Here is a 23,235-nt window from a genome sequence, read left to right on the forward strand (position 1 = left end):
GTGGCCAGCAGGCAGTCGATCACCCCGTCGCCCTGGGCATAGAGGCCGGCGCCGGTCTCGCCGGTGTCGATGTCGCGCAGGCATTGCAGCATGGTGCCGGGATTGTACTGGTTCAGGATCCGGTTCGGGCGCCCGGGCGCCTCACCCTCGGGCGCGGAAAACCGGGCGGTCGGCACCCGCAGCCCCCGGGCCAGCAGCGCGTCCTCGACGTTGCGGGCGAAACATGAGCCGATGGTGAAGACGCTGTCGCCGGGTCCGAGGCTGAACCCCGGCCGCACCTCGGGCATCAGCATCTGGCCGGCATGGCGGGCATCCTTGCGGTCGGGGAATCGTCGCGCCGCGTTGCGCAGCGTCTGGCCGAAGGCGGCGAGCCCGTCGAGTTCCTGCATGTCCCCTCCGTCACGGGAAACTGAGTTCAGGGGGGCACAGTGGCTGCAGAGCAGTTAAGATCCGTTGAACCAGAGGGCACTTTCCGGGCCAAATCGGGCCTGCCGGACGCAATCGGCGAATGCGCCCTATCGCAGCGTTGCCGCCCGCTGATCTCTGTGGCACAACACTCGCCAAGAGGATTCTGAACGAACGAGTTTAGTTATGACCGACTATGCCGCCCGCCGCACGATGATGGTCGATGCGCAGGTTCGCCCCTCCGATGTCACGAAGTTCCCGATCATCGAGGCCATGCTGTCCGTCCCGCGCGAGCTTTTCGTGCCGCAGGAACGCAAGGAGGCAGCCTACCTGGGCGAGAACATCTCTCTCGGTGGCCGCCGCGTGCTGCTCGAGCCGCGCACCTTCGCCAAGATGCTCGACGCGGTCGATGTGCAGCCCGAGGACCTGGTGCTGGATCTGGGGGCGGCGCAGGGCTACTCCTCTGCGGTGCTGGCGCGGATGGCCGCTGCCGTGGTCGCGGTCGAGGAAGACGAGGATCTGGCCTCGGACAGCCAGCAGGTGCTGAGCGATCTCGGTGCCGACAATGTGATCCTGCACGACGCGAAACTCTCCGAGGGGGCGCCGGAACATGGCCCCTACGACGTGATACTTCTTGAAGGCGCGGTCGAGCACATGCCCGAGGCGATCACCGCGCAGCTCAAGGACGGTGGCCGGATCGTCGCGCTCTTTGCCGAGGGTCACCTTGGTGTCGTGCGCGTCGGCTACAAGATCGACGGGCATGTGAACTGGCGTTTCGCTTTCAATGCTGGTGCCCCGGTTCTGCCGGGCTTCGAACGGCACGCAGCCTTCACCCTCTAGCCCCCTCGGGGCCGGGCGATGGCGCGGATAACAAGCTCGCCGGCGCAAGACCGGCAAAACGAGGATGACAGGATGAACGACCACGGGACCAATCCCGCGCGCCGCGGTTTCGCAGGCAGGCTCAAGACCGCTCTGACGGGGGCAGCCTGTGCAGCCGCCCTGCTGGCCTCGGCCGGTGCCGCCGCCGCCGAGACCCTCGGAGAGGCCCTTGCGGATGCCTACCGCAACAGCGGCCTGCTAGAGCAGAACCGCCTGGTGCTGAAGGCCGCCGACGAGGATGCCGCCCAGGCCCTTGCCTCGCTGCGCCCGGTGCTGGCCTGGACGACCTCGGCCACCCACCAGTGGAGCGATACCACCGGCGTAACCTCGAACAGCGCCTCGGCCGGCCTGTCGCTGTCCTATACGCTGTTCGACTTCGGCGTCGGCAAGCTGTCGGTCGATATCGCCAAGGAAAGCGTGCTGGTCACCCGCCAGCAGCTTCTGGCGATCGAGCAGCAGATCCTGCTGCGCGCCGTCAGCGCCTACATGGAAGTCCGCCGCGCGCTTGAAACCGTGCAGCTGCGCCGCGCCAACGTCCGCCTTCTGGGGCAAGAGCTTCAGGCCGCGCAGGACCGCTTCGACGTGGGCGAAGTGACCCGCACCGACGTGTCGCAGGCCGAGGCCGCCCTGGCCGCCGCCCGCAGCGGCCTGACCTCTGCCGAAGGCGCGCTGATCCAGGCGCAGCTCGAGTATGAGGCCGCTGTCGGCCACAAGCCCGGCAACCTCGCCCCGGCGGCGCGTCTGGGGTCCGTGCCCTCGACCGTGGCCGATGCGGTCAACATCGCCGTGCAGAACCATCCCAGCATGAACGTCGCCCGCCGCCAGGTCACCCTGGCCGAGCTGGCGGTGGCCCAGGCGGATGCGGCGATCAAGCCCTCGCTCGATCTTAACGTCGGCTATTCGCTGAACCGCGACCTGGATGCTTCGAGCAATGCGCGCGGAGGCTCTGTCGGCCTGTCGATGTCCGGCCCGATCTATTCCGGCGGCGCCGTTGCCTCGGCCCGCCGCCAGGCGGTGCTGAACCGTGACGCCCAGCTTGCCAACCTGCATGTCGTGACCTCGGACGTGCGGCTGTCGGTCGGCAATGCCTTCTCGGCGGTGCAGATCGCCCGGGCCGCCTCGGCCTCGGGGGCCGAACAGGTGCGCGCCGCCGAAGTGGCCTTCGAGGGCGTCCGCGAAGAGGCCAGCCTGGGCTCCCGGACCACGCTGGACGTGCTGACCCAGGAACAGGACCTGCTGGATGCCCGCGTCTCCTACCTGTCGTCCCAGGTCGACGAGGTGCTGGCGCGCTACTCGCTGCTGTCCACCATGGGTCTGCTGACCGCGCAGAGCCTCGGCCTGGCCGTCGAGATCTACGACCCCGCAGCCTACTACAACATGGTCAAGGATGCCCCCGCCGGCATCTCGGCCCAGGGCCGCAAGCTGGACACCGTCCTGCGCGCCATCGGCAAAGAGTGAAACTCGGCCTATCCATTGGCAAGACCCCCGCTCCAAGATAGTCTTGGGGCGGGGCATAACGGTATGAGCAGATGAGTGATCCTGTAACCAACGTCCAGATTGAGGATGTGCTGGCGTCGATTCGACGGCTGGTCTCCGAAGAGGTGCGCGCCCAGACGCAGGGAGACCCCGCGAGCGCAGCGCGTCAGAGCCCGTTCCGGCAGGGGGCTGCCGCGCCCGGTCAGGCTGCCACCGAGCCGGCCCGCGAACCCGCACCGAAAGCCGAAAAGCTGATCCTGTCGCCGCATCTGCGCGTGGCGACGGTCGATGGCGCGGCGGAAGAGCCGGACGAAGCGCCGCTGCGCTACAGCGCCGAGGACTTCGCCCCCGATGTGCCCGAAGCCGTTGAAGACGAAGCCTTCGTTGCGCGCGATGACGAAGAGATCGCGCCCTTCACCGAGGTCCCCGAGGAGGAGCAGGCCGCCTTCGCGGAAAGCGCCGAGGTGTTCCACGGCTTTGGCAGCCAGCCTGCCGAGGTCGCGGAAGAGGCGGCGGAACGCGACTTCGACGAGGTTCTTCGGGCGCTCGAATTCGGCGCAGAGGGCGATCCGGCAGACGACGACTTTGCGGCCTACGGCGATGGCGCGGCAGAGGCCCTAGAATCCGCCCGCCATTCCGAGGCGACCCGCGACGAGGTCGACGAGGTCGAGGGCGACGAAGCCGGATTCGACGATCTGGATGCCGTGCTCAGCACGCTGGAGTTCGATCCCGAACCGCAGGGCTCCTATCGGGCGCGGGCCGCGCGTGCCGAAATCGAGGATGCCGAGATCCTGGAAGAGGGTGAAACCTGGACGGGATTGGACCGCCTCTTCGGCAAGACCGGCGCAGAAATCGACGCCGCCGCCGCGCTGCAGGATGAGGACGCCACGTCCGTGGGGCCGCAGGATCAGGCCGATCTGCTCGAGACCTCGTCCGAGGATGAGGATGCGGCGATGATCAGCCCTCTTGCGGAAGACGCCGAGGTGGCGCCGACGGCATGGGACGCGGAGACTGTCGCGACCGAGGCCGAGCAAGGCGTCCGGGTCGAAGCAGACCTTTCCGAGGATAGCCTGTCCGATACCGGCTTTGCCGACAGTGATCCTGCGGATGCCGAAATCGAAGCCGCCGCGGATCCCGAAGCGCTTCTCGACGAGGGCGGCGCGGTCGATCCCTTCGGGGCCGGTCTGGCCGCGGGCGATGCCCCCGATCTGCCGGAGGCCGACGGGGGGCTTCTGGCCGGGTTGGCATCGGAAGAGACCCAGATGGACACTGCCCTGCGCGGGGATGAGGCGCAGGCGCCCGGGGAGCAGGCCGGAAAGGCCGACGATCCGGCGGAGGGCCTCTCGCTGGATGAACAGATCCTGCGCGACATGGTCTCCGAGATCGTCCGCCAGGAGCTTCAGGGCGCCCTGGGCGAGCGGATCACCCGCAATGTCCGCAAGCTGGTCCGTCGCGAGATCCAGCGCGCCCTGCAGAGCCAGGACTACATCTGATCCCCTGCCGGGACCTCTTCGCTGAGGTCCCAGAGCAGGTCGAGGTCCAGATGGGCCTCCATGTGCTGTGCCAGCGTGTCCAGCGTGGCCTCGACCTGGGTTTCGTAGCCCGCGCTCGAGGCCGCGCCCAGTTCGGCCAGATAGGCGGCGCGGAAGGCATCCGAGGCAAAGAGCCCGTGCAGGTAGCAGCCCCGCACCCGCCCGTTCGCCGACGCCGCGCCCTCGGGGCGGCCGTCGAGGGTCAGCCAGGCCCGGGCGCGGTCCGGGCCCTCGGTCCAGCCGAGATGGATCTCGTAGCCGCTGAGCGCGGCGCCGCTGGCCGGATGCACCGCCTGGCCCAGACTTAGACGCTTTTCCCGTGTCAGCTCGGTGCTGACATCGAGATGCCCCAGCCCGGGCTGCTGACCCTGCCGGCCCTCGATACCCTCGGGATCGGCAATCATGCGGCCCAGCATCTGGTAGCCGCCGCAAAGTCCCAGCACATGACCGCCGCGCCGGATATGGGCCGCCAGATCGATATCCCAGCCCTGGACGCGGAAGGCCTCGAGGTCGGCAAGGGTGGACTTCGAGCCGGGCAGCAGTACCAGCGTCGCATCGCCGGGCAGGGCGCGGCCCGGGGGGATGATCTCGACCGTGACGCCCGGCTCGGCGGTCAGCGGGTCGAGGTCGTCGAAGTTCGAGATGCGGGGCAGGCGGGGCACGACGATCTTCACGCCGCCGTTGCGCGACGGGCCGGCGCGGTCGAGGTCCATGATATCCTCGGCCGGCAGTTTCCAGGCCTCGGCGAACCAGGGCAGGGTACCGAGACCGGGCCAGCCGCTCAGCGTGGCGATCTGGGCGAAGCCCTCGTCGAAGAGGCTGGGATCGCCGCGGAACTTGTTGACCAGGAAGGCCTTGATCCGCGCCCGATCCTCGGGCGGCAGCACGGCGGCGGTGCCGATGATCTGGGCGATGACGCCGCCCCGGTCGATGTCGCCGGCCAGCACCACGGGCACCCCGGCGGCCTCGGCAAAACCCATGTTGGCGATATCGCCCCGGCGCAGGTTGATCTCGGCGGGGCTGCCGGCCCCCTCGACGATCACCAGGTCGGCCTCACGGGCCAGCCGGTGGAAGCTGTCCATCACCGGCGCCAGAAGCCGGGGCTTCAGCGTCGCATACTCCCGCGCCCGGGCGGTGGCATAGCGCTGCCCCTGCACGATGACCTGCGCGCCGGTGTCGGTCTCGGGTTTCAGCAGCACCGGGTTCATGTGGACCGAGGCCGGCAGGCCGCAGGCCAGCGCCTGCAGCGCCTGGGCGCGGCCGATCTCTCCGCCGTCCTCGGTAACGGCAGCGTTGTTCGACATGTTCTGTGGCTTGAAAGGCGCGACGCGCAGCCCGCGTCTGCGGAAGGCCCGTGCGAGGCCGGCGACCAGCAACGACTTGCCAACGTTCGAGCCGGTGCCCTGGATCATGATCGCCCGTGCCATGGCATACCCCCAACGAAAACGCGCCCTGCGTGGGCGCGTTTTTACGCTGATTTTTTCAGCGAATCAATGGATTAGGCAGCTTCTGCCTGCTCCGCGGCATGGCGACGTTCGCTTTCCTCACGCGACAGGGCGACCGAGGTGCGGATACCCTTGGAAACGAACTCCATCAGGCCACCGACGACCCGTTCGCTGGGGTCGATGCCGGCGCAGGACAGCACTTCGCGGCCATCGCGCGAACGCGCCCAGCGGGCGATCTGCTCGGGGCCGTTGCCGTACTTCTTGTCGTCGGCGATGGCATCGTCGAGCGCGGCAAGCACCACGGCAGCGAAAAGCTTCCGTGCGCGGTTGCCCTGTTCGTTATTGAAGGCGGTGCCATCAACGAAATCTTTCATGATCCGTCCTTGCTTATTGCTCTTGTGTTTCGGGCGTGCCGCCCCTTATGACGAAAAAGAGACGATTCGGATAGCGCAATCGCGCATCCCTGTCATGCTGCCTGTGCATGGCTGCGACTCCTCTTTCCCGCCCCCTCCGGTGCTCTGCCGAAAGCTTGTCACGGGCACGAGGGCCATATATAGGCTGCGTCTGAATTGGATCAACCAGCACAGGCTATCCCCGATGCCCAAGATCAACGGTAACGAAATCCGCCCCGGCTACGTGCTGGAACATAACGACGGTCTCTGGGCCGCGGTGAAGGTCGATCACGTCAAGCCCGGCAAGGGCGGCGCCTTTGCCCAGGTCGAGATGAAGAACCTCCGCAACGGTTCGAAGCTGAACGAACGCTTCCGCAGCGCCGACAAGGTCGAACGCGTCCGTCTGGAACAGAAGGACATGCAGTTCCTCTACGAGACCGACGGCATGCTGTCGTTCATGGATGTCGAGACCTTCGACCAGGTCGAGTTGCCCGCAGACCTGCTGGGCGATCGCCGTCCTTTCCTGCAAGACGGCATGACCATCGTGGTCGAATTCTACGAGGCCGAGGCGCTGAACGCGACCGTGCCCCAGAAGGTGACCTGCAAGATCGTCGAGACCGAGCCGGTGGTGAAGGGTCAGACCGCGGCGAACTCGTTCAAGCCGGCGATTCTGGACAATGGCGTCAAGGTCATGGTGCCGCCCTTCGTCGGTCAGGACGAGGATATCGTCGTCAACACCGAGACCATGGAATACTCCGAGCGCGCCTGAGCCGCACCAGAGGGATCCCGCCCGAAGCGGGAGCAAGATCAGGGGCCGTGCCGCCAGGCGCGGCCCTTTTGCCGTCCCGAGGGGCCGCGGGGGATTCGCGCCAGCGCCCGCCCGGAGAAGGCGGGTTGCCGGGCGAGGGCAGTCGTTTTCATGCCTATGATCGGGCTGCATGACTGAGTTGGGCAGCCACCCCGTCGGGACAGGCTGTGCGACGCGCGGGTCGCGGCGGTCCGGATGGCCTGCTTTCCCGTCAGTTTGCCCCGGTGGCAACTTCGGGACAGAGGGCTTTGGAGGTCCTGCATAAAATTCAGGCAACGGACTGTTGCCGAAAGGTGACGCCCGGGGCGGTGCGGATGACCGGTCGAGGGGCGCCCGCGGTGGCTCAGGCCCCGGGGGCGGGCAGGGGGGATAGGCGGGCCTCTCCGGCGGTCATCTCGTCGGACGCGCGGTCGAAGCGCAGGTAGGCGATGCCGCGACCATCGGCCTGGGTATAGAGCGTGCCGGCCGCCTTGCCGTCTGCCTCGATGGCGGTGCCGACCGGGGCACTGCCTTCGACCGAGACCAAGGCCAGGCCCTTGCGCAGCTCGGTCTTGTGCTTCATCCGCGCCGTGACCTCCTGGCCGACGTAGCAGCCCTTGCGGAAGTCGACGCCGTGCAGGCGTTCGAACCCGGCTTCCAGGATGAAGGTGTCCGGGGTCAGCTCGATCCCGGTTTCGGGGATGCAATGGGCGGTGCGGATCGCGTCCCAGTCGCTGCCGTCGTCACCCGCCTCTGCGCCGTAGAGACGCCAGCCGAGCGCCGGGTGGCGCGGGTCTGCGACCGCACCTTCGGGGGCAGGTCCGGTGCCGCGGCGCAGGTGCAGCCCGCTGTCGGTGATCGTCACCGCCGAGCGCAGCTTGTACATGGTCAGCCGCTGCGCCAGCCCGTCCGCGAGACTGTCCGAGACATCCAGCAGCACGTCGTCGCCATCGGCCACCAGCAGGAAGTCGGCAAGGTACTTGCCCTGCGGGGTCAGCAGCGCGGCATAGACCGGCCCCTCGGAGAGACGGCGCACGTCATTGGTGACGAGGTTCTGAAGGAACTCTGCGGTATCGGCGCCGGAAAGGCGCAGGATCCTGCGGTGGCTTTCGCTCATCTGGGACTCCCGGATCTTGGTTGTCTCCCTTATAGCTGCCCCCGCGCCGGGGCGACAGGGGCCCCGACGTCAGTGCAGAAAGGAGGGCGCGCCATGGCGGCAGCAGTATCGGTGATCGTGACGACGCGGAACGCGCAGGAAGACCTGCCGCGGCTGATGCCGGTGCTCTTCGAGGCGGTGCAGGAGGATCTGCTGCGCGAGCTGATCTTCGCCGACCTCGGCTCGACTGACGAGACGGCGGCGATCGCCGAGGCGACAGGGGCCGAGCTGGTCGCGGCGGGCACCGATCCGCGCGCTGCCGGGGCGGCCCTGGCGCGGGGCGACTGGCTGCTGTTCCTCGATCAGCGCGACCTTCCGCAGGCGGGATGGACCCGTGCCGTGGCCGATCACCTGCCGCGCGGCGGAGCGGCGGTCTTCCGGCTGGGATGGGCCTGCGATCTGATGGCGCGCTTCGGGATGCCGCGGGGCCGGGCGCTGCTGGTGCCGGCCCGTGACTTCCGGGCCGGCCGGATCGGCCGTGCCCGCCTGTTGCAGGCCCGGTGCCGGCGCGGCTGAGGGGCCCTAGCCGAACAGCCGGAAGAAGGCGCGACGGAAGAAGCCCGCGTCCTCGTCGGCCATCGCCTCTCCGCGCTGGCGGGTGCTGCGACGCTGCTCGGCCAGGGCCATGCGGTCGGCGGTGCGGCCATCGGTGCGGAACTGCAGGTCGTGCAGATGCGCATAGACCCCGCCACGTTCCAGAAGCTCTTCATGGGTGCCCTGATCGACGGCCACGCCGCGATCCATCACCACGATCCGGTCAGCGTTGCGCACTGTCGAGAGGCGGTGCGCAATGACCAGCGTGGTGCGGCCGTGCGCCAGCTTGTCCAGGGCTTCCTGGACCACGGCCTCGGACTTGGCGTCGAGGGCCGAGGTGGCCTCGTCCAGCAGCAGGATCGGCGTGTTGCGGATCAGGGCGCGCGCGATGGCGACCCGCTGGCGCTGTCCGCCCGAAAGGCTGGAGCCGCGTGGGCCGACCGGGGTGTCGAGGCCGGCGGGCAGGTTCTTGACGAAATCCCAGACGTTGGCCGCGATGAGCACTTCCTGCAGCCGCGCCTCGGACACATCGGTGCGGCCGAGCAGGATGTTCTCACGCAGGGTCTCATCGAAGAGTGCGGCATCCTGGGACACCACCGAGAAGAGATTGCGCAGGTCTTCCAGCGCCATGGCACCGACCGGCACGCCGCCGATCTCGATGCGGCCGCCGGTCGGATCGACCAGCCGGGTGAGCAGGTTGAAGACGGTGGACTTGCCTGCGCCCGAGGCTCCGACGAAGGCCGTGGTCTGGCCCGGCGCGGCCTCCAGCGTCAACCCGTTCAGCACCGGAGTCTCGCCGTAGGAGAGGCGCACGTCCTGCAGGGTGACGCCGGGCATGCCGGTCGGCGGGGCGACGGGATCAGGGGGCGAGACGAGGGTGGGTTGCGTCTCCATCAGCTCCTTGATGCGCTCCAGCGCGGCGGCGGCGACCTGCCAGGTGCCCGAGACAGAGCCAAGGCGACGCAGCGGTTCGAAGGCAAAGCCGATGGCGGTGAAGAAGGCCATGAACTGCCCCACTGTCTTCTCGCCCGAGATGATCTCGGCGCCGCCGAAGATCAGCACCCCGAGGAAGCCGATCCCGGCCATGATGTCGATCATGCCGGGGATGGCGGCGGTGCCCAGGGTCGAGCGGATCTCGGCGCGCACCAGCTGATCGGTGAGCTGGCCGTACTGGCGGGCCTGGTATTCTTCGAGGCGGTTCAGCTTGACCGGGACGATCCCGTGGAAGATCTCGTCCAGCCGGGTGGCGAGGCGGGCGCCGAGATCGCGCGCCTCGCGCGAGCGGGCGCGCACGAAGCGCTGCACGATCATCGAGGGGGCGACCAGGATCGGCGCGCCGATCAGGGCGACGAAGGTCCACTGCCAGTCGACCGAGACCGCCACGCCCATCAGGATCACCAGGGCGATCAGGTCCCGCCCGGCACCGGTGAGGATGGCCGACCAGACGCCGTTGACGGCGGCCACGTCGGCTTGCACACGCTGGATCAGGAAGCCCGGCGGATGGGTCTGGTGGAAGGTGCCGTCCTGGCGCATCAGCACCGCCAGCAGGTCGCAGCGCAGGTCGGCGGCATTCAGCTGGGCGATCCGCGCCAGCAGCGCCTTCTGCCCGATCGAGGCGAGGGCACGGACGATGAAGATGCCGAGGATCGCCGCGCCGACCCAGCCGATCGCACCGGTCTTGCCCTCGATGAAGACCGTATCGAACATCGGTTTCATCATCCAGCTGAGCGCCCCCAGCATCGACCCCTCAAGCGACATCAGCAGGAAGGCGGCCAGCAGGGCCCAGCTGTGCTTGCGCAGGTAGCCCTTCCACAGCCATTTGCCCAGAATGCGACCGGGCACGTGCTCTTCCGTGGGGGAAGTGGCGGCGGCGCCACCGGCTTTTTCGAGGCTGGCCTTTTCGAGACTGGCCTTGTCGGGACTGGCCTTGTCGGCCTTGGCCTTGTCACGGCTGCGCTTCTCGCCGTGGCCGGTCGCCTCCGTGGCAGGGGGTGCGGTGGTCCCGGGACCGTAGGCCGATCCGGAGCCTTGCGGGGCGGGGGCCCCTGTCGCGGTTCGGTTTTCATCCCCTCGGGGCTGGTCGGTCGGGGTCGAAGGAGCGCCGCTGGCGGGAGGGCGGGGAGGCTTGCTCATCGCTGCCACCAGGGCAGGGCCTTGAAGTCCGCATTGATCTGCACGGGGTCGTATTCTGCGCGGATCCAGTCCTCGAAGCCGATCGGCGAGGCGGCATTACGCGCCGCGTAGAGGTCCAGGATGTAGTCCAGCACGCCGGTGCGGCTCTTGCGGAAATGGATGTATTTCGTCGACAGCATCTTGCGGGCCTCTTCCACCGGGCGGCCCTCGATGCACATCAGGTAGATGGCCGAGGCGAAGCCGGCCCGGTCGGCGCCTGACTTGCAGTGCATGACGAAGGGGCGGGGGATCCAGCGGAAGGTGTCGATCACTTTCAGGATTTCCTCGGCGGGGACGGCCCGGCGGGCGTGCAGGCTGCAGTCGACCAGCGTCAGGCCGAGGGCCTCGCAGCTTTCCCGCTCGGTCAGGTAATGGGCCGCGCCGCCGGCGCCGCGCAGGTTGAGCACATGGGTGATGCCCATCTCCTTCATCTGCGCGAACCGCTTGTGGGTCGGGTGGTTCGAGCGCCAGACCCCCGGGGCGATCTGGAAGAAGTTGGTCCAGAAGGTGCGCAGGACCGCATGATCGAACCAGAGATTGTAGATATGCGCCCGCCGCCGCTTCTCCGGGCTGGAGAGGTCGGTATTGTAGTGATTGCGCAGATCACGCTCCCATTGGCGGATCCTGTCGGTGAGTGTCATGCCGAGCCCTTGTCCTTGGTTCCGGCGCGATGACCGGCAGTATGCCCCCGGGGAAAACCCGCCTCCATGTAGGCGAGGAGGCGGCGCGAGGCAAGCTTGGCGGGGCGTCAGGGCCCGCGGGCCGGCATGGAACAGAGCGCGGCAGGACCGCGGAGAGGCGCATCAGGCGCCGCACCACGCGGGGGCGCCGCTGAAGGAGCGGCATCATCCGGGATTGTCGTAGCCCGGTTCGACGCTGCCCCAGTCGGCTCTGACTCAGCCGATGATCCGCAGCCCGTACCTCAGTCGCGGCCGCTGACTGTGGCTGTTCAGCAGCGGGTCGTCCGGCGACGCAGCTCTGCCCCCGTGACCCGTCCAGCTGCAGCCATCCGGCGACGGCAGGCCCGTCGGCCCGTTCCCGGTCCGGCAGCCCGACCGCAGGGGCGCCGTCGGCATTGCGCAGACAGGTCCCTCGCAGGGGCGCTGCGGCAGATGCCTGCGGTTCGGTCTGTGGCAGCGGCGGGGGCCTTTCCGGGCGCGCCATGGATTGACCTTGCCCGGCGCGCCGCTAAAGCTTGGCGCGCGCCTCGTGACCGCCGGAGACTTCCGGCCCCGGACGCCTCCTGTTCCAGTGAAAGGACCTGACATGAGCCTTGCCCATGGTCGCCCCTACCTTGCGATTCCCGGACCTTCGGTCATGCCCGATGCGGTGCTGCAGGCCATGCACCAGCCGGCGCCGAACATCTACGAGGGCGATATCGTTACCCTGGTCGAGGGCATCGTGCCCGACCTCAAGCGCGTGGCGAAGACCGAGGGCGAGGTGGCGATCTACATCGCCAACGGGCACGGCGCCTGGGAGGCCGCCCTGTCGAACCTGTTCCAGCCCGGTGACCGGGTGCTGATCCCCGCCACCGGCCGCTTTGCCCATGGCTGGGCCGACATGGCCGTCGGTCTGGGCATCGTGCCGCAGATCATCGAGTTCGGGACGAAGTCCCCCATCGACGCGGCCCGCATCGAAGAGATCCTGGCCGCCGATACCGCCCATGAGATCAAGGCGGTGATGTTCAGCCACGTGGACACCGCCAGCTCGATCCGCAACGATCCGCGCCCGCTGCGCGCCGCGCTGGATGTGGCCCGGCACCCGGCGCTGCTGATGGCCGATTGCATCGCCTCGATGGCCTGCGACGAGTTCCACATGGACGCCTGGGGCGTCGACGTGGCGATCACCGGCTCGCAGAAGGGGCTGATGGTGCCGCCGGGACTGTCCTTCGTCTTCTTCAACGACCGCGCCAAGGAGTTGCGGGCGGCGAACCCGCGGGTCTCGCGTTACTGGGACTGGGTGCCGCGCACCGAGGCGCAGGCGGTCTACCAGTATTTCGGCGGCACCTCTCCGACGCACCACCTGTTTGGCCTGCGCGCCGCGCTGGACATGCTGCACGGCGAGGGGATGGAGCAGGTCTGGGCCCGTCACGCCACGCTGGCCCGGGTGGTCTGGGCCGCCTGCGAGCGCTGGTCCGAGGCCGGGGCCCTGACGCTGAACATCGCCGAGCGCGGGCTGCGCAGCCATGCGGTGACCGCGCTTGGCCTCGGGGTCGGCAATGGCCAGAAGCTGCGGCGCTGGACGGCGGACAATGCCGGGCTGACGCTGGGGCTGGGTCTTGGCATGGCAACCGCAGAGGACCCGGAGGGCACCGGCTTCTTCCGCATCGGGCACATGGGGCATCTCAATGCCCACATGGTGCTGGGCGCGGTCGGGGTGATCGAGGCCGGACTTCAGGCCCTGCAGATCCCCCATGGCAAGGGTGCGCTGGAAAAGGCCGCCGAGGTCGTGGCCCAGCCCGGCGCGGTTGCCTTCTGAGGGCGACCAGCGCCGACGCGGTCGGCGCCACGTAGAGGGGGGCGGCGGGGTGACCCCCGCCCTACGCGCCGCGCTGCGGCAGTGTCTTTCAACTGGTCCGGTTCCCTGAGGCAGGGCCGGGACAGGGGCCCCGGTACGGCGGAGACCGCGCAGGCCCGGAAGGGCGCGCTTCGGAGCGCCGGGCTCGACCGCACCAAGCGTCCGGCGCGGCAATCTGCTCGCCCGGGCCGAGCGGGATTGGCACAGACAGGTCTGACACGGGCAAGCCTGAAATGGTCCGGGCTGACAGGGGCAAGTCTGACAGGGGAAAGTCTGACGGGGGCAAACTGTCTCGTGCAGACTTGGACCAGTCAGGATCGGACCATTCGGAAAGCGCCCGAACAGGCTAACCCGAACAGGCTAACCCGGATAGGCCCACCCGACCGGGATCAGCCGAGGCGGGCGAGGGCGCGGGGCAGGGCCTCGGCCAGCAGGGTCATCTCCCTCTCGGGTCCGCAGGAGATGCGGATGCAGCGGTCCTGCGGCGCGACGAAGGGCATCCGCACGAAGATCCCCTCTTCGGCCAGAGCCGCGACGAGGGCGCGGGCGCGGTCTCCGTCGCCGCCACAGTCGATGGTGACGAAATTCGTCGCCGAGGGCAGGGGCACCAGCCCGTTGTCGCGGGCGATGGCCGCGATGGCCTCTCGCGAGGCGGCGACGGCTGCGCGCACATGGCCCAGCCAGTCCTGATCCTGCAGCGCCGCCAGCGCGCCTGCCTGGGCCGAGCGGTTCATGCCGAAATGGTTGCGCACCTTGTCGAAGGCGCGGATCAGCTCTTCGGGGCCGAGGGCGTAGCCGACGCGCGCTCCGGCCATGCCGTAGCCCTTCGAGAAGGTCCGCATGCGGACCAGCCGGGGGTCGTCGACCGGCAGCGGCACGGCGGCCTCTTCCGGGGCGAATTCGCCATAGGCTTCGTCCAGCACCAGCAGGGTGCCGGCGGGTAGCGCCGCGAGCGCCTCGGCGATCGCAGCGCCCGGCAGGTAGCTGCCCATGGGATTGTCGGGGTTGGCGAAATAGACCAGCTTGGCGTCGACCTCGGCGGCGCGGGCGATGAGGGCGGGCAGGTCCTCGGCGTCATCGCGATAGGGCACTGTTTCGATCCGGCCGCCGAAGCCTGCGACGTGGTAGTTGAAGGTCGGATAGGCCCCGGCAGATGTGACGATCACGTCTCCCGGCGCCACGGTCAGGCGCACGAGGTCGCAGAGCAGCCCGTCGATGCCGCCTCCGACGACGATATTGGCCACCTCGCAGCCCCAGTGGTCGGCCAGCGCCGCGCGCAGCTCGTGGCTGGCCGGATCGCCGTATTGCCAGATCCCGCTGGCCGAGCCGGTCATCGCCACCAGTGCGCGGGGCGAGGGGCCGAAGCCGTTCTCATTGGCGCCGAGGCGGGCGGCGAAGGGGGCGCCCCGGCGGCGCTCAAGCTCTTCCGGGCCGGTGAAGGGCACGGTCGAGGGCAGGGCAGCGGCGAGGGCGGTCAGGCGGGCATTGGTTGTCATGAACGCGGAAGTAAGCCTCGGTTGCGGCGCGGCGCAAGAAAAATCGGCGGCGGTCGGGAGGATGCGCAGGCAGCCGGGGCAGGGCAGCAGGGGGACAGGCCCGCTGCCGGTCCGCCGGAGCGGATGCAGGGCCCTTGCGCTGGTGCAGGATCGGGGGCGCAGGACCGGGGCACGGCAGGGGGCGCGGCAGGGCAGGTGGCGCGCGGCGGCAGCCTCGGGCCCCTTGCGCAAAAGGTGACGACATTCGTCATCGTCCGGTTCTTGCATTGAAGGCTGGTAGCGGGAAAGCTGGGGGCGGCAAAGGCCAAGAGATCAGAGACCACGGACCGGCGCTGCCACATGCCGGACAGGAGAGCCCGAGATGACCCGCCCCAGTCTTCACTCCCCCGCCCCGCGCGCCGGAGCCTTCCGGTGCCTGATGCTGGCCGCCCTGCTGCTGGCGCCTGCCGGTGCGGCGCTGGCGCGGGACTGGACCATGGCCGAAGCGACCCTGCAGGAATATGACGAGGAATGCTTCCTGATCTCGTCGCGCAAGGGCTGGCAGCGGGTCGAACTGCTGGACGAACCCATTGCCTTCGACTTCCGCACCGGCTCGCGCGATCGCTGGACGGTGGATGCGGCGCGCTATGACCCGGTGACCTACATGGGGCACGGGGCCGCGGACGAGGCCGCGCTGGCGCCCTATGCGCAGTACAAGTACCGCCGCGACCTGCCCTTCGGCCGCATGCTGGCGCGCGCCGATGGCGGCCCGGCTCTGGACGTGGGCAGCGACCCCTCCTACGACGAGGCGCAGCGCGTGCTCTCGGCGCTGAACCTCGACTTCCGCATCAACGACACCGGGCTGGGCGACAACCAGGGCAGCGTCGAAGTCTGCATTCTCTACTGATCGCCTCCTCCGGCCCCGGGGGCATGCCGCCGCCGCCCCGGCGGGCGGCGAGGCCCTGTTCGTGACGTTGCGTTGACGCCGCGGCGGCCCTCTCGACACATCGCGGGGCGGGGCAGATGATCCCCCCAGGGAATGAGGAGGATCAGACAGATGGACCGCAACAACCTGCAATTCGGTGGCGATGGCCCGCGCGTGCGTGTCGAGATCCGCGACCACGTGGCCCATGTGACCCTTGTGCGCTCGGGCAAGATGAACGCCGTGGATACCGACATGGCGCGCTCGATCATCGGAGCCGGAGAGGCGCTGAGCGGGCGCAGCGACATCCGCGCCGTGGTGCTTGCGGGCGAGGGGCGCGCCTTCTGCGCGGGGCTGGACGTGGCCTCGTTCACCGAATTCGCCGGGACGGACCCCGAGGCGCGGGTGATGCCGCGCACTCATGGCGATGCCAACCTCTACCAGCAGCTCTGCCTGGTCTGGCGAGAGCTTCCGGTGCCGGTGATCGCGGCGCTGCACGGGGTGGCCTTCGGCGCCGGCTTGCAGCTGGCGGTGGCGGCGGATGTGCGCATTGCCCATCCCGAGACGCAGCTGGCGATCATGGAGGCCAAGTGGGGCCTCGTGCCGGACATGGGCGGCATGGTGCTGCTGCCGCGGCTGCTGCGCTCGGACGTGCTGCGGTTGCTGACCTACACGGCGCGTCCGGTCACGGCGGCGCAGGCACTGGACTGGGGGCTGGTGACCGAGATCGCCGAGGATCCGCTGGCCGCCGCCCAGGCCCTGGCCACCGAGATCGCCGGCAAGTCGCCCTCGGCCATGCGGGCGGCCAAGGCGCTGATCGCCCTGGCCGAAAGCGGCGCTCCGGCAGATCAGGTCCTCTACGAGGAGAGCCGGGCGCAGACCGGGTTGATCGGCGGCAAGCACCAGATGGAGGTGATCGCCGCCAACATGGCGGGACGGGCGCCCGACTTCGACTGAGAGCGGATGACCGCACGCGCCGCTCAGTCGGCGGCGCTGCGGCGATGGCCCGAAAGAGGGCCGCAGCCCGTCGCGGCGCGTGCCAACGGTGGTTTGCCGGGCAGGATCTCCCGTGTCGCGTCGACCTTCAGGCGGCGTCGGACAGCCCGTCCGGTGCTGTCTTTCGATGGATTGCCCGATCCCGACGGGTCCGGTTCCGCCGCTCCATTCCGCACCGGCCCGATCCCGCCCTATCAACCGGGACGGCCTCGGCATGACACGGGGCGCCTGTCCGGGCGGACGGCACCCATGGCAGAGGTCCTGGTGGCCTGCGCGGTTCAGCCGGCGGCGCGTTCCTCGGGGCGGAAACCGATGCTGTCCGAGACCGAGAACCGCCCGGCATCGGCCTTGCGGATCTTGCCTTCGCGCAGAAGCTGGCCGAAGGCGCGCAGCCCGTCCTCGCGGCTGAAGCCCTCGGGGTGAAGCGATTTCACCCGGCTCATCAGTTGCGGGCGCGAGAAGAGCGGCTGGCGCTCGATGAACGACATGTAGGAGGCCGCGGCCTCCAGCAGTTCACCCAGGCTGCGGGCGCCGACGGCGCGGGCGTAGTCGGCGAAGCTTTCTTCCTGTCCCCCCGGGGTGGCGGCAGCAGCTCCGGATGGGGGCGGTGCGACCTCTTCCCTGCGGGCAAGGTCGGCAATCGAGACCCGGCGCGGCCGGACCGGACCGCGCGCCGAACCCGAGACATCGATCCGCTGCTCGGCCACCAGCTTCAGCGGCGCGGGGCGCGCCGTGGTGCTGCGGCGCGCGGGTTCGCTGCTTTGGTGGGCGATGGCGGGGCGGCGCGGCCGGACCACCTGGGCCAGGTCCTCGCGATAGGCGTCGGTGGTGTCTTCGCGCGGGGTGAAGTCAGAGCCGGCTTCCTTCTCGGCTTTCTTGGCGGCGACGGCGGCGCGCAGATGTGCCAGGGCCGAGCGGCGGCGGGTCGAGTCGGCCTGTTCGAACTGGTTGTCGGTCTCGCGCAGGATGCGGTCCATCTGGGCGCCGTGGTCGGTGTCGCGCAGGCTGCGGGCACCGAGACCGGCACGGAGCGTCTGACCCTCGGCGTCGTAGGCGGTTTGGCTGGCGATTTCGGCGGCGGGGCGGGCCTCGGCCTCGATCGCGGCCAGCTCGCGCTGCAGCTCGTCTTCCTGTTCAGGCGAGAGAGAGCTTTCGGCCGCCTCCCGGCGCTTGACCTTGATGATCCGGGCCATCGGGCGCGCAGTGGCGCCGCCCCGCGAGGAGGCCGCTTCGGTCGCTGCCTCGGGATCTGCCGCGGCGGCGAAGTCCGGGGCGGCCTCGGCGTCGAGGTCGACGAATGTGGCGTCATCGGACGTCAGCCCGGCCTCGGCGTCGGGCAGAGTGTCGGAGACCTGGGGCACATCCTCTGCCGCCAGCTCGGGCGCGGCGCTCTCCTGTTCGGAGCCAGGGGCGCCGGAGGTGTCCTCCGGCTGGATCTGTGCGGCGGGCTCTTCAGCAATCGGTGCGTCGGTGGCGGAGGGTTCGGCGGCAGCTGCCGCGACACGTATCGCATCGCGACGGCGGGCCACGACGTCGCGGATGCGCTGCAGCTTCAGAGCCACGTCGGTCGGCGCGGGGCTGGCGACGGGCAGCTCTTCGCCCTCCTCGGCTTCGGCGCGGGCGATGGCGATGGCCTCTTCGGCCTCGGCAATCGAGTCCCAGCCCTCGCCACTGGGCGTCAGGTCGTCCTCAGGCAGAGGCTCGGCGACGGGATCGGCAGGTCCGGTCAGCTCAGCGTCGGCGGGTGAGATTGCGCGTTCTTCGGACGGGAGGGCAGCGGCCGGGGTGTCCGGCGCCTGTGCGTCATCGGTCTCGGGCAGGTCGGACACAGCCGAGAGAGGGGCCGACAGGGTGGGGGCTGGCTCGGCCTCGGCAGCAACGGTTCCGACGGGTGTTTCGGCGGGCGTCTCTTCGACGAGGGCGACACCGGCGGCGGACGTCTCTTCCGTCTCCGCCAGGGCGGGAGGCATGGTTTCTGCCGGCAGGCCCCCTTCAGGGCTCGCGTCCAGTTCCGGGGCCTCGGGCCATGCTTCGGAGAGCACCGTGTCATCCGGGTCTTCGGTCTGACCGGCGGGCGCCATCTCTGCGGAGGGGCGGGCCTCTCTACGGGTGGGCGGCGCTTGCGATGCCAGCAGGGCGGCGTCGGCGGCAGCCGCGAGGGCTGCGGCAATGCGCGGGGCTCGCAGCGGGCGGGACGGCAGTTCTTCCTCCGAGAGGTCCTCATCGAAGAGGGTCCCGTCCTCGGGGCCGCTGGACTGCAAGGGGCCGTCATCCTGTTCCGGGAAGTCCTGCTGAAGCGGGGCGGGAGAGGAAGCGGCGACCGCGGTCTCGTGCGGGGCCTCGAGCTCTGGTGCGGCGTCGGCCGCAGTCTGAACCAGGGCCTTGCCGGCCGCCTGGTCCGGCGCGGGGGAGCGGTCGGGCGACAGGACGATATTGCCCTCTTCGGTGCGGGCGGTGACCCGGCGGGCCGAGTTGCGCTCGGCCAAGCGGGCCAGCATCTCGGCGTCGGGGGTCGGGGGCTCGGCCCCGAAGTAGCGGTCATCGGCTGCGAGGTCGCGGAAATACTCGGCAATCGCCTTCATGGTGTCGAAAGCGTCGTCGAATCCCTCAAGCGTACAGGAGAACGTCCCGTAGGAAACTGTCAGGATCTTGCTCGACTCTACCACTTTACTTCTCGCTCGTTCTGGCGGTACGCACCGCTGCACGGAGGCTTCTCACCCGATCATCCTTAACCGGATGGGACACAACCGGTCCGAATCTAAGGTGCAGAAGGTCTCATTTTGTGACGATATTGTGGTAACTGTCCAATTCGGGCGAGAGTCAGCTGAGGCCATGGCGATCGAAACGGTGATCGAAAGCGCGGGCCCGGTGGCCCTGGTGGGCGGCGGCGCGGTGCCCGGCGGCGTGGCCGAGCGCGTCCTGGCGCTGTGCGGCCCGGTCGTGGCGGCGGATGGCGGGGCCGAGGTCCTGCTGCGCCGGGGCCGGATGCCCGATGCCGTGATCGGCGACATGGACAGCCTGGGCGCCACCTGGGCGCGGCGCGTCCCGGCCACGGCCATGTATCCGGTGGCCGAGCAGGAAAGCACCGATTTCCAGAAATGCCTGACCCGGATCGAGGCGCCGCTGGTGATCGGCACCGGCTTCCTCGGGCCGCGCGCCGATCACATGCTGGCGGCGCTCTCGGTGCTGGCGCGGTTCCCCGAGCGCCGCTGCCTCCTGGCCAGTGACACCGATATCGCCTTCCTTTGCCCGCCCGAGCTGGTCCTGGACCGGCCGAGGGGAGAGCGCTTCTCGCTCTTCCCCATGGGGCCGGTGGCGGGGCGCTCGGAAGGGCTGGTCTGGCCCATCGACGGGCCAGAGTTCGCCCCCGATGGCCGTATCGGCACCTCGAACCGCATCGAGGGGCCGCTTCACCTCTGGATGGATCGCCCCGGCATGGTGGTCATATTGCCGGTGGCGGCGCTGGAGGATGTGGCAGCGGCGCTTGCCGGTTCGCCCGCGCGATGGAGCGCTCTCGCAGGATGATGTAAAGCCCGGCGGCGATGGTGACGAGGATCCCCGCCAGCGCCAGCCCGTCGGGAAAGTCGCGGAAGATCAGCCAGCCGATCAGGGTGGCGAAGGGGATCTCGAGGTACTGCATCGGCGCCAGCGTGGCCGAAGGCGCATAGCGCAGCGACCATGTCATCAGCAGGTGCCCGAACGAGCCGATGAGGCCGATCCCCGCCAGCAGCGCCCAGCTGTCGGCGGGCGGCAACACCAGCGCGAAGCTTTCCCAGCCGGCCAGCTGCGCCACCAGGGCCACCGGCAGCAGCACCCCCATGGCCATGAACCCCGAGGTCGCCTGCATGGCGATCGGGTCGATCTCCTTGGCGATCTGGCGGGTGACCAGCATGAACAGGGAGAAAAAGACCGCCACGCCGAGCGGCAGCAGGGCGGGCAGGCCGACCTCGGCGAAGGAGGGCTGGATGACCATCAACGTGCCGACGAAGCCGACCGCGCAGGCGGCAAGGCGGCGCGGACCGACTTCTTCGTCCAGCACCAGCCAGCCGAGCAACAGCATGAGGAAGGGCATGACGAAGGCGATCGCGATGGCATCGGCCAGCGGCAGGAAGCGCAGGGCCGAGAACATGAAGCCGATGCCCGCGATATGGAAAATGGTGCGGTAGAAGGTGAACCGCGTCGCCCGCGCCGACATCCGCCAGCTGCGTCCCGAGGCGATGACGATGGGCGTCAGGAAAAGCGCCTGCATGGCGAAACGCGCGGTCAGCAGGGCGAAGACGGGCATCACCTCTCCAAGCAGCTTGGCGAGAGAGTCACCAAGCGGGGCCAGAAGGCAGAAGCCCATCATCAGGGTGATGCCCAGCAGGGGGCGGTCGTCGGAGAATGCGGCAGGGGTTGTCATGGCGCGACGTTAGGCGCGGGGCGGGGGGGTGTCCATGGGGGATTGGAGGCTGCAACGCGCAGGGAGCAAAAGCCTTCGATGGGGCCCCCGGGTATCCGCAAGGCGAAAATTGCCGCGGTTCAAGCCGAGGCGCCTTGATGACCGCTCTGGGCAGGGACCTGCCGTTTGAGCGGTAGCATCGGGCTGACCGTTTGGCGCGGCTTCCGACGTTCACCTTCTGCAGCTGTCGCAGTGTCCGTCCGTTCGCGGACCTTGGAGGCAGCTGTGCAACAGGCCGCTTCGGATTTGATCGTCCCGTCCCGCCAACGCGAGGATTGTCACTACGTGCGCATCTAATTCGGTCCACAAGGGCGGATCGCCTGTTCGTCGGCGCCTGCTGCAAAGAAGGTGCCATCAGCCAGCAGAGCCAAATTGTTGCTCCCGATACAGCCGTTTGGGTTCTTTTCGGTCTTCAGAAATCCGGAATTTACGAGAGGTGGTATAGGAGATAGCTGCGCGTCAACCACGTGCGTACCGGCCCCAAGGAGTTCGGCTGCCCGAATGAGGAAATGCCTCAGAAGCAATCCCTGTTCAACTTGGCTTAGGACATAGTCTTCGTCAGCGAGTGCAACGGTGCAAAGGTGCCGCTTCGTGCCGTCGCGAGCTGTCCAAACGGTAAGAACGGCATAGAGATCCGATCCCGGGGGTGCCCAGGCCTCCTGCTCTGTTTCGGTCCCCCAGCTACGTGCCTGGGCCGCACCGACGTCTCGCACTTCAAGGCCCGTGGTGTTGAATGCCGAGCTTGTTTCAACGGACAAACGACAACGTTCAAGAAGGTCTTCGAAGTCTTGTGTGGAACTCTGCGATTGACTTGGATTGGCCCAGGCCAACATGGCTGAGATTGCTGCGACAACGCCCTTCCACGAGGAGTTTTTGCAGGTCATTCATTCTCTCTTTTTGTTGTTGAACCCGACGCTCCTTCAAATTGCGCCATCGGTCAATGAGTACGCTAAGCAGGCCTCCGATGCGCTTGGCGTGCGGCGCTGGAGTGGTGCTGAGGTTGGCTTTGGTATCACTTGGATCGACGGCTGGCATCTGGCTTGTTCCGGGCATTCGCTAGGCTTGGCACTAGTGGTGGCTATGCGCAGGGAGCTGACCCAGCCAGAAGAAGAAGGCCGATGACGCGAACGGCCGATAGCTGGCTTTCGCACGCCACAAGATGCTGCAGTGCTGCGTGGCGCTTGAGGTGGATTGACCCTCAGGCCGGTCTTCGGATGGAAAACCGGGCTGCCCGGTCCTCGAGACTGGTATCGAAGCCATTCTCGGGTACGTGCTCCAGCCCCGGCAATTCCGCCAGAAGAAGCGCAGCCGCGTCCGGTCCTCCTCTGTCATCCGTGTGTCGCGACAGAGCCGCAACAGCGCCCCCGGCGATGTGTCCGGACACTGCTGGAATAGAGGCTGATGGGGATCGCCTTGATCTGCGCCACCAGCGTCGTCGGTTCGGGCAGAAGCGCGGTGTCGAAGCTCGTCCTGCCCGGCCCGTGGATCTCCGCCAGGGCCAGCACTGCGCGGCCCGTGGCATCGGCCTGCGTCGTCGAATAGACGAAGGTCACCAAGAGCGTCAGCACGATCATCCCTGTCACCCGCGTGGGCATGGAGACGCCGCCCCACATCTGGTTTCCCGGCTGGTTCAGCCCGCCGCCCAGCGTCGGGAGCAGATGCAGGGCAAGGCTCACCCGGCCAAGCCAGGGCGCGGGCGTCTGGTCCGATCCTGTCACAACCGCCTCTGCCGCGCGGTGAAACACCAGCGTCCAGCCAAGTCACATCAGCACGATCCACGCCGCCCCGACCACGGCCGTGACCACAGGCCCGCAGATGCGGTGCACGAAGGGGCGCTCCGGCAGCGCCCGCAGCAGGCTGAACATGGCCCAAGCGCCGCGCGGTGCGACCGGGCCCGCGCTGCCGGTGCCGAGCGCCGACATCAGGATGTCGCACAGCACCACGCAGGGCAGGGCTGCCCCCAGACAGATCGCCGCTGATTCCATACCGCCCTCCGTTTACCGTGTTGCTTGTCCGGCGCGGCAGGCCACCGGGACCAGCGCGGCGCGCGAGGCCGGTCACGAAAGTCTCACGCTGCCTTGTCTGCCTCGTGAGCCGACCTATCCC

The 23,235-nt window shown here is 68.7% G+C and carries 21 protein-coding genes; 10 read left to right on the forward strand and 11 right to left on the reverse strand.

The window, feature by feature from the left end; translation table 11 throughout:
- Window positions 1-389, reverse strand: a 389-nt coding sequence (locus tag OS124_RS23995; RefSeq protein ID WP_010138835.1) for a GSCFA domain-containing protein, incomplete at its 3' end; no start/stop codon positions are given.
- Window positions 390-591: 202 nt separating this feature from the next.
- Here OS124_RS23995 and OS124_RS0107415 point away from each other — a divergent pair.
- The 3 genes from OS124_RS0107415 to OS124_RS27935 all read left to right on the forward strand — a co-directional run bounded on the left by OS124_RS0107415 (window position 592) and on the right by OS124_RS27935 (window position 4,253).
- On the forward strand, window positions 592-1,245 hold the full coding sequence (locus tag OS124_RS0107415) for a protein-L-isoaspartate O-methyltransferase family protein (RefSeq protein WP_010138836.1): 654 nt from the start codon (window positions 592-594) through the stop codon (window positions 1,243-1,245).
- A gap of 72 nt (window positions 1,246-1,317) precedes the next feature.
- Window positions 1,318-2,742 carry a TolC family outer membrane protein gene (locus tag OS124_RS0107420; protein ID WP_010138837.1) on the forward strand — a complete coding sequence of 475 codons (1,425 nt, stop codon included), beginning with the start codon at window positions 1,318-1,320 and terminating at the stop codon, window positions 2,740-2,742.
- Window positions 2,743-2,813: 71 nt separating this feature from the next.
- On the forward strand, window positions 2,814-4,253 hold the full coding sequence (locus tag OS124_RS27935; RefSeq protein ID WP_010138838.1) for a hypothetical protein: 1,440 nt from the start codon (window positions 2,814-2,816) through the stop codon (window positions 4,251-4,253).
- Here OS124_RS27935 and OS124_RS0107430 read toward each other — a convergent pair.
- Both OS124_RS0107430 and OS124_RS0107435 read right to left on the reverse strand, forming a co-directional pair.
- Window positions 4,244-5,719 (reverse strand): cobyric acid synthase, encoded by a 1,476-nt coding sequence (locus tag OS124_RS0107430; protein ID WP_010138839.1) that lies wholly within the window; start codon window positions 5,717-5,719, stop codon window positions 4,244-4,246. The two genes, OS124_RS27935 and OS124_RS0107430, sit on opposite strands and share 10 nt — an antisense overlap.
- A gap of 71 nt (window positions 5,720-5,790) precedes the next feature.
- On the reverse strand, window positions 5,791-6,111 hold the full coding sequence (locus tag OS124_RS0107435; protein WP_010138840.1) for a DUF6280 family protein: 321 nt from the start codon (window positions 6,109-6,111) through the stop codon (window positions 5,791-5,793).
- Window positions 6,112-6,334: 223 nt separating this feature from the next.
- Between OS124_RS0107435 and efp the strand changes: the two genes are divergently transcribed.
- Window positions 6,335-6,898 (forward strand): elongation factor P, encoded by a 564-nt coding sequence (gene efp / locus OS124_RS0107440; protein ID WP_010138841.1) that lies wholly within the window; start codon window positions 6,335-6,337, stop codon window positions 6,896-6,898.
- 382 nt (window positions 6,899-7,280) lie between these two features.
- On the opposite strand, the gene ygfZ is transcribed toward efp, so the two are convergent.
- Window positions 7,281-8,033 (reverse strand): CAF17-like 4Fe-4S cluster assembly/insertion protein YgfZ, encoded by a 753-nt coding sequence (gene ygfZ, locus OS124_RS0107445; protein ID WP_010138842.1) that lies wholly within the window; start codon window positions 8,031-8,033, stop codon window positions 7,281-7,283.
- Between the two features lie 93 nt (window positions 8,034-8,126).
- Here ygfZ and OS124_RS24005 point away from each other — a divergent pair, with 93 nt between their 5' ends.
- Entirely contained in the window at window positions 8,127-8,588 is a 462-nt protein-coding gene (locus tag OS124_RS24005) for a glycosyltransferase (RefSeq protein ID WP_010138843.1), read from the forward strand.
- 6 nt (window positions 8,589-8,594) lie between these two features.
- Here OS124_RS24005 and OS124_RS0107455 read toward each other — a convergent pair whose 3' ends face one another.
- Both OS124_RS0107455 and OS124_RS0107460 read right to left on the reverse strand, forming a co-directional pair.
- On the reverse strand, window positions 8,595-10,739 hold the full coding sequence (locus tag OS124_RS0107455) for an ABC transporter ATP-binding protein (RefSeq protein WP_010138844.1): 2,145 nt from the start codon (window positions 10,737-10,739) through the stop codon (window positions 8,595-8,597).
- Complete coding sequence (locus tag OS124_RS0107460; protein ID WP_010138845.1) at window positions 10,736-11,419, reverse strand: tyrosine-protein phosphatase; 684 nt, start codon at window positions 11,417-11,419, stop codon at window positions 10,736-10,738. The genes OS124_RS0107455 and OS124_RS0107460 overlap by 4 nt, the downstream gene beginning before the upstream one ends.
- Window positions 11,420-12,044: 625 nt before the next feature.
- On the opposite strand from OS124_RS0107460, the gene OS124_RS0107465 reads away from it, so the two are divergent.
- Window positions 12,045-13,256: a pyridoxal-phosphate-dependent aminotransferase family protein gene (locus OS124_RS0107465; protein ID WP_010138846.1), complete on the forward strand. Its 1,212-nt coding sequence runs from the start codon at window positions 12,045-12,047 to the stop codon at window positions 13,254-13,256.
- Between the two features lie 428 nt (window positions 13,257-13,684).
- Here OS124_RS0107465 and OS124_RS0107470 read toward each other — a convergent pair whose 3' ends face one another.
- Window positions 13,685-14,791, reverse strand: a complete 1,107-nt coding sequence (locus OS124_RS0107470) for a pyridoxal phosphate-dependent aminotransferase (protein WP_010138848.1) — start codon at window positions 14,789-14,791, stop codon at window positions 13,685-13,687.
- 361 nt (window positions 14,792-15,152) lie between these two features.
- On the opposite strand from OS124_RS0107470, the gene OS124_RS0107475 reads away from it, so the two are divergent.
- Entirely contained in the window at window positions 15,153-15,677 is a 525-nt protein-coding gene (locus tag OS124_RS0107475; RefSeq protein WP_010138849.1) for a hypothetical protein, read from the forward strand.
- Between the two features lie 150 nt (window positions 15,678-15,827).
- Window positions 15,828-16,649, forward strand: a complete 822-nt coding sequence (locus OS124_RS0107480; protein WP_010138850.1) for a crotonase/enoyl-CoA hydratase family protein — start codon at window positions 15,828-15,830, stop codon at window positions 16,647-16,649.
- 317 nt (window positions 16,650-16,966) lie between these two features.
- Here OS124_RS0107480 and OS124_RS26005 read toward each other — a convergent pair whose 3' ends face one another.
- Window positions 16,967-19,354 carry a hypothetical protein gene (locus OS124_RS26005; RefSeq protein ID WP_138919462.1) on the reverse strand — a complete coding sequence of 796 codons (2,388 nt, stop codon included), beginning with the start codon at window positions 19,352-19,354 and terminating at the stop codon, window positions 16,967-16,969.
- Between the two features lie 166 nt (window positions 19,355-19,520).
- Between OS124_RS26005 and OS124_RS0107490 the strand changes: the two genes are divergently transcribed.
- Window positions 19,521-20,213, forward strand: a complete 693-nt coding sequence (locus OS124_RS0107490) for a thiamine diphosphokinase (RefSeq protein ID WP_010138852.1) — start codon at window positions 19,521-19,523, stop codon at window positions 20,211-20,213.
- On the opposite strand, the gene OS124_RS0107495 is transcribed toward OS124_RS0107490, so the two are convergent.
- On the reverse strand, window positions 20,131-21,090 hold the full coding sequence (locus OS124_RS0107495; RefSeq protein WP_010138853.1) for a DMT family transporter: 960 nt from the start codon (window positions 21,088-21,090) through the stop codon (window positions 20,131-20,133). The two genes, OS124_RS0107490 and OS124_RS0107495, sit on opposite strands and share 83 nt — an antisense overlap.
- 870 nt (window positions 21,091-21,960) lie before the next feature.
- On the opposite strand from OS124_RS0107495, the gene OS124_RS0107500 reads away from it, so the two are divergent.
- Window positions 21,961-22,251, forward strand: coding sequence for a hypothetical protein (locus OS124_RS0107500; RefSeq protein WP_029375257.1), 291 nt, complete (start codon window positions 21,961-21,963; stop codon window positions 22,249-22,251).
- A gap of 206 nt (window positions 22,252-22,457) precedes the next feature.
- Here the strand turns inward: OS124_RS0107500 and OS124_RS26955 are convergent, their stop codons facing one another.
- Entirely contained in the window at window positions 22,458-22,847 is a 390-nt protein-coding gene (locus tag OS124_RS26955) for a hypothetical protein (protein WP_010138855.1), read from the reverse strand.
- A 42-nt stretch (window positions 22,848-22,889) separates the two neighbouring features.
- A complete protein-coding gene (locus OS124_RS26960; RefSeq protein WP_010138856.1) occupies window positions 22,890-23,114 on the reverse strand; it encodes a hypothetical protein in 225 nt (74 codons plus the stop codon).
- Window positions 23,115-23,235: the final 121 nt, after the last annotated feature.

Source organism: Oceanicola sp. S124 (assembly GCF_000220565.1).
GTDB lineage: Bacteria > Pseudomonadota > Alphaproteobacteria > Rhodobacterales > Rhodobacteraceae > Pseudooceanicola.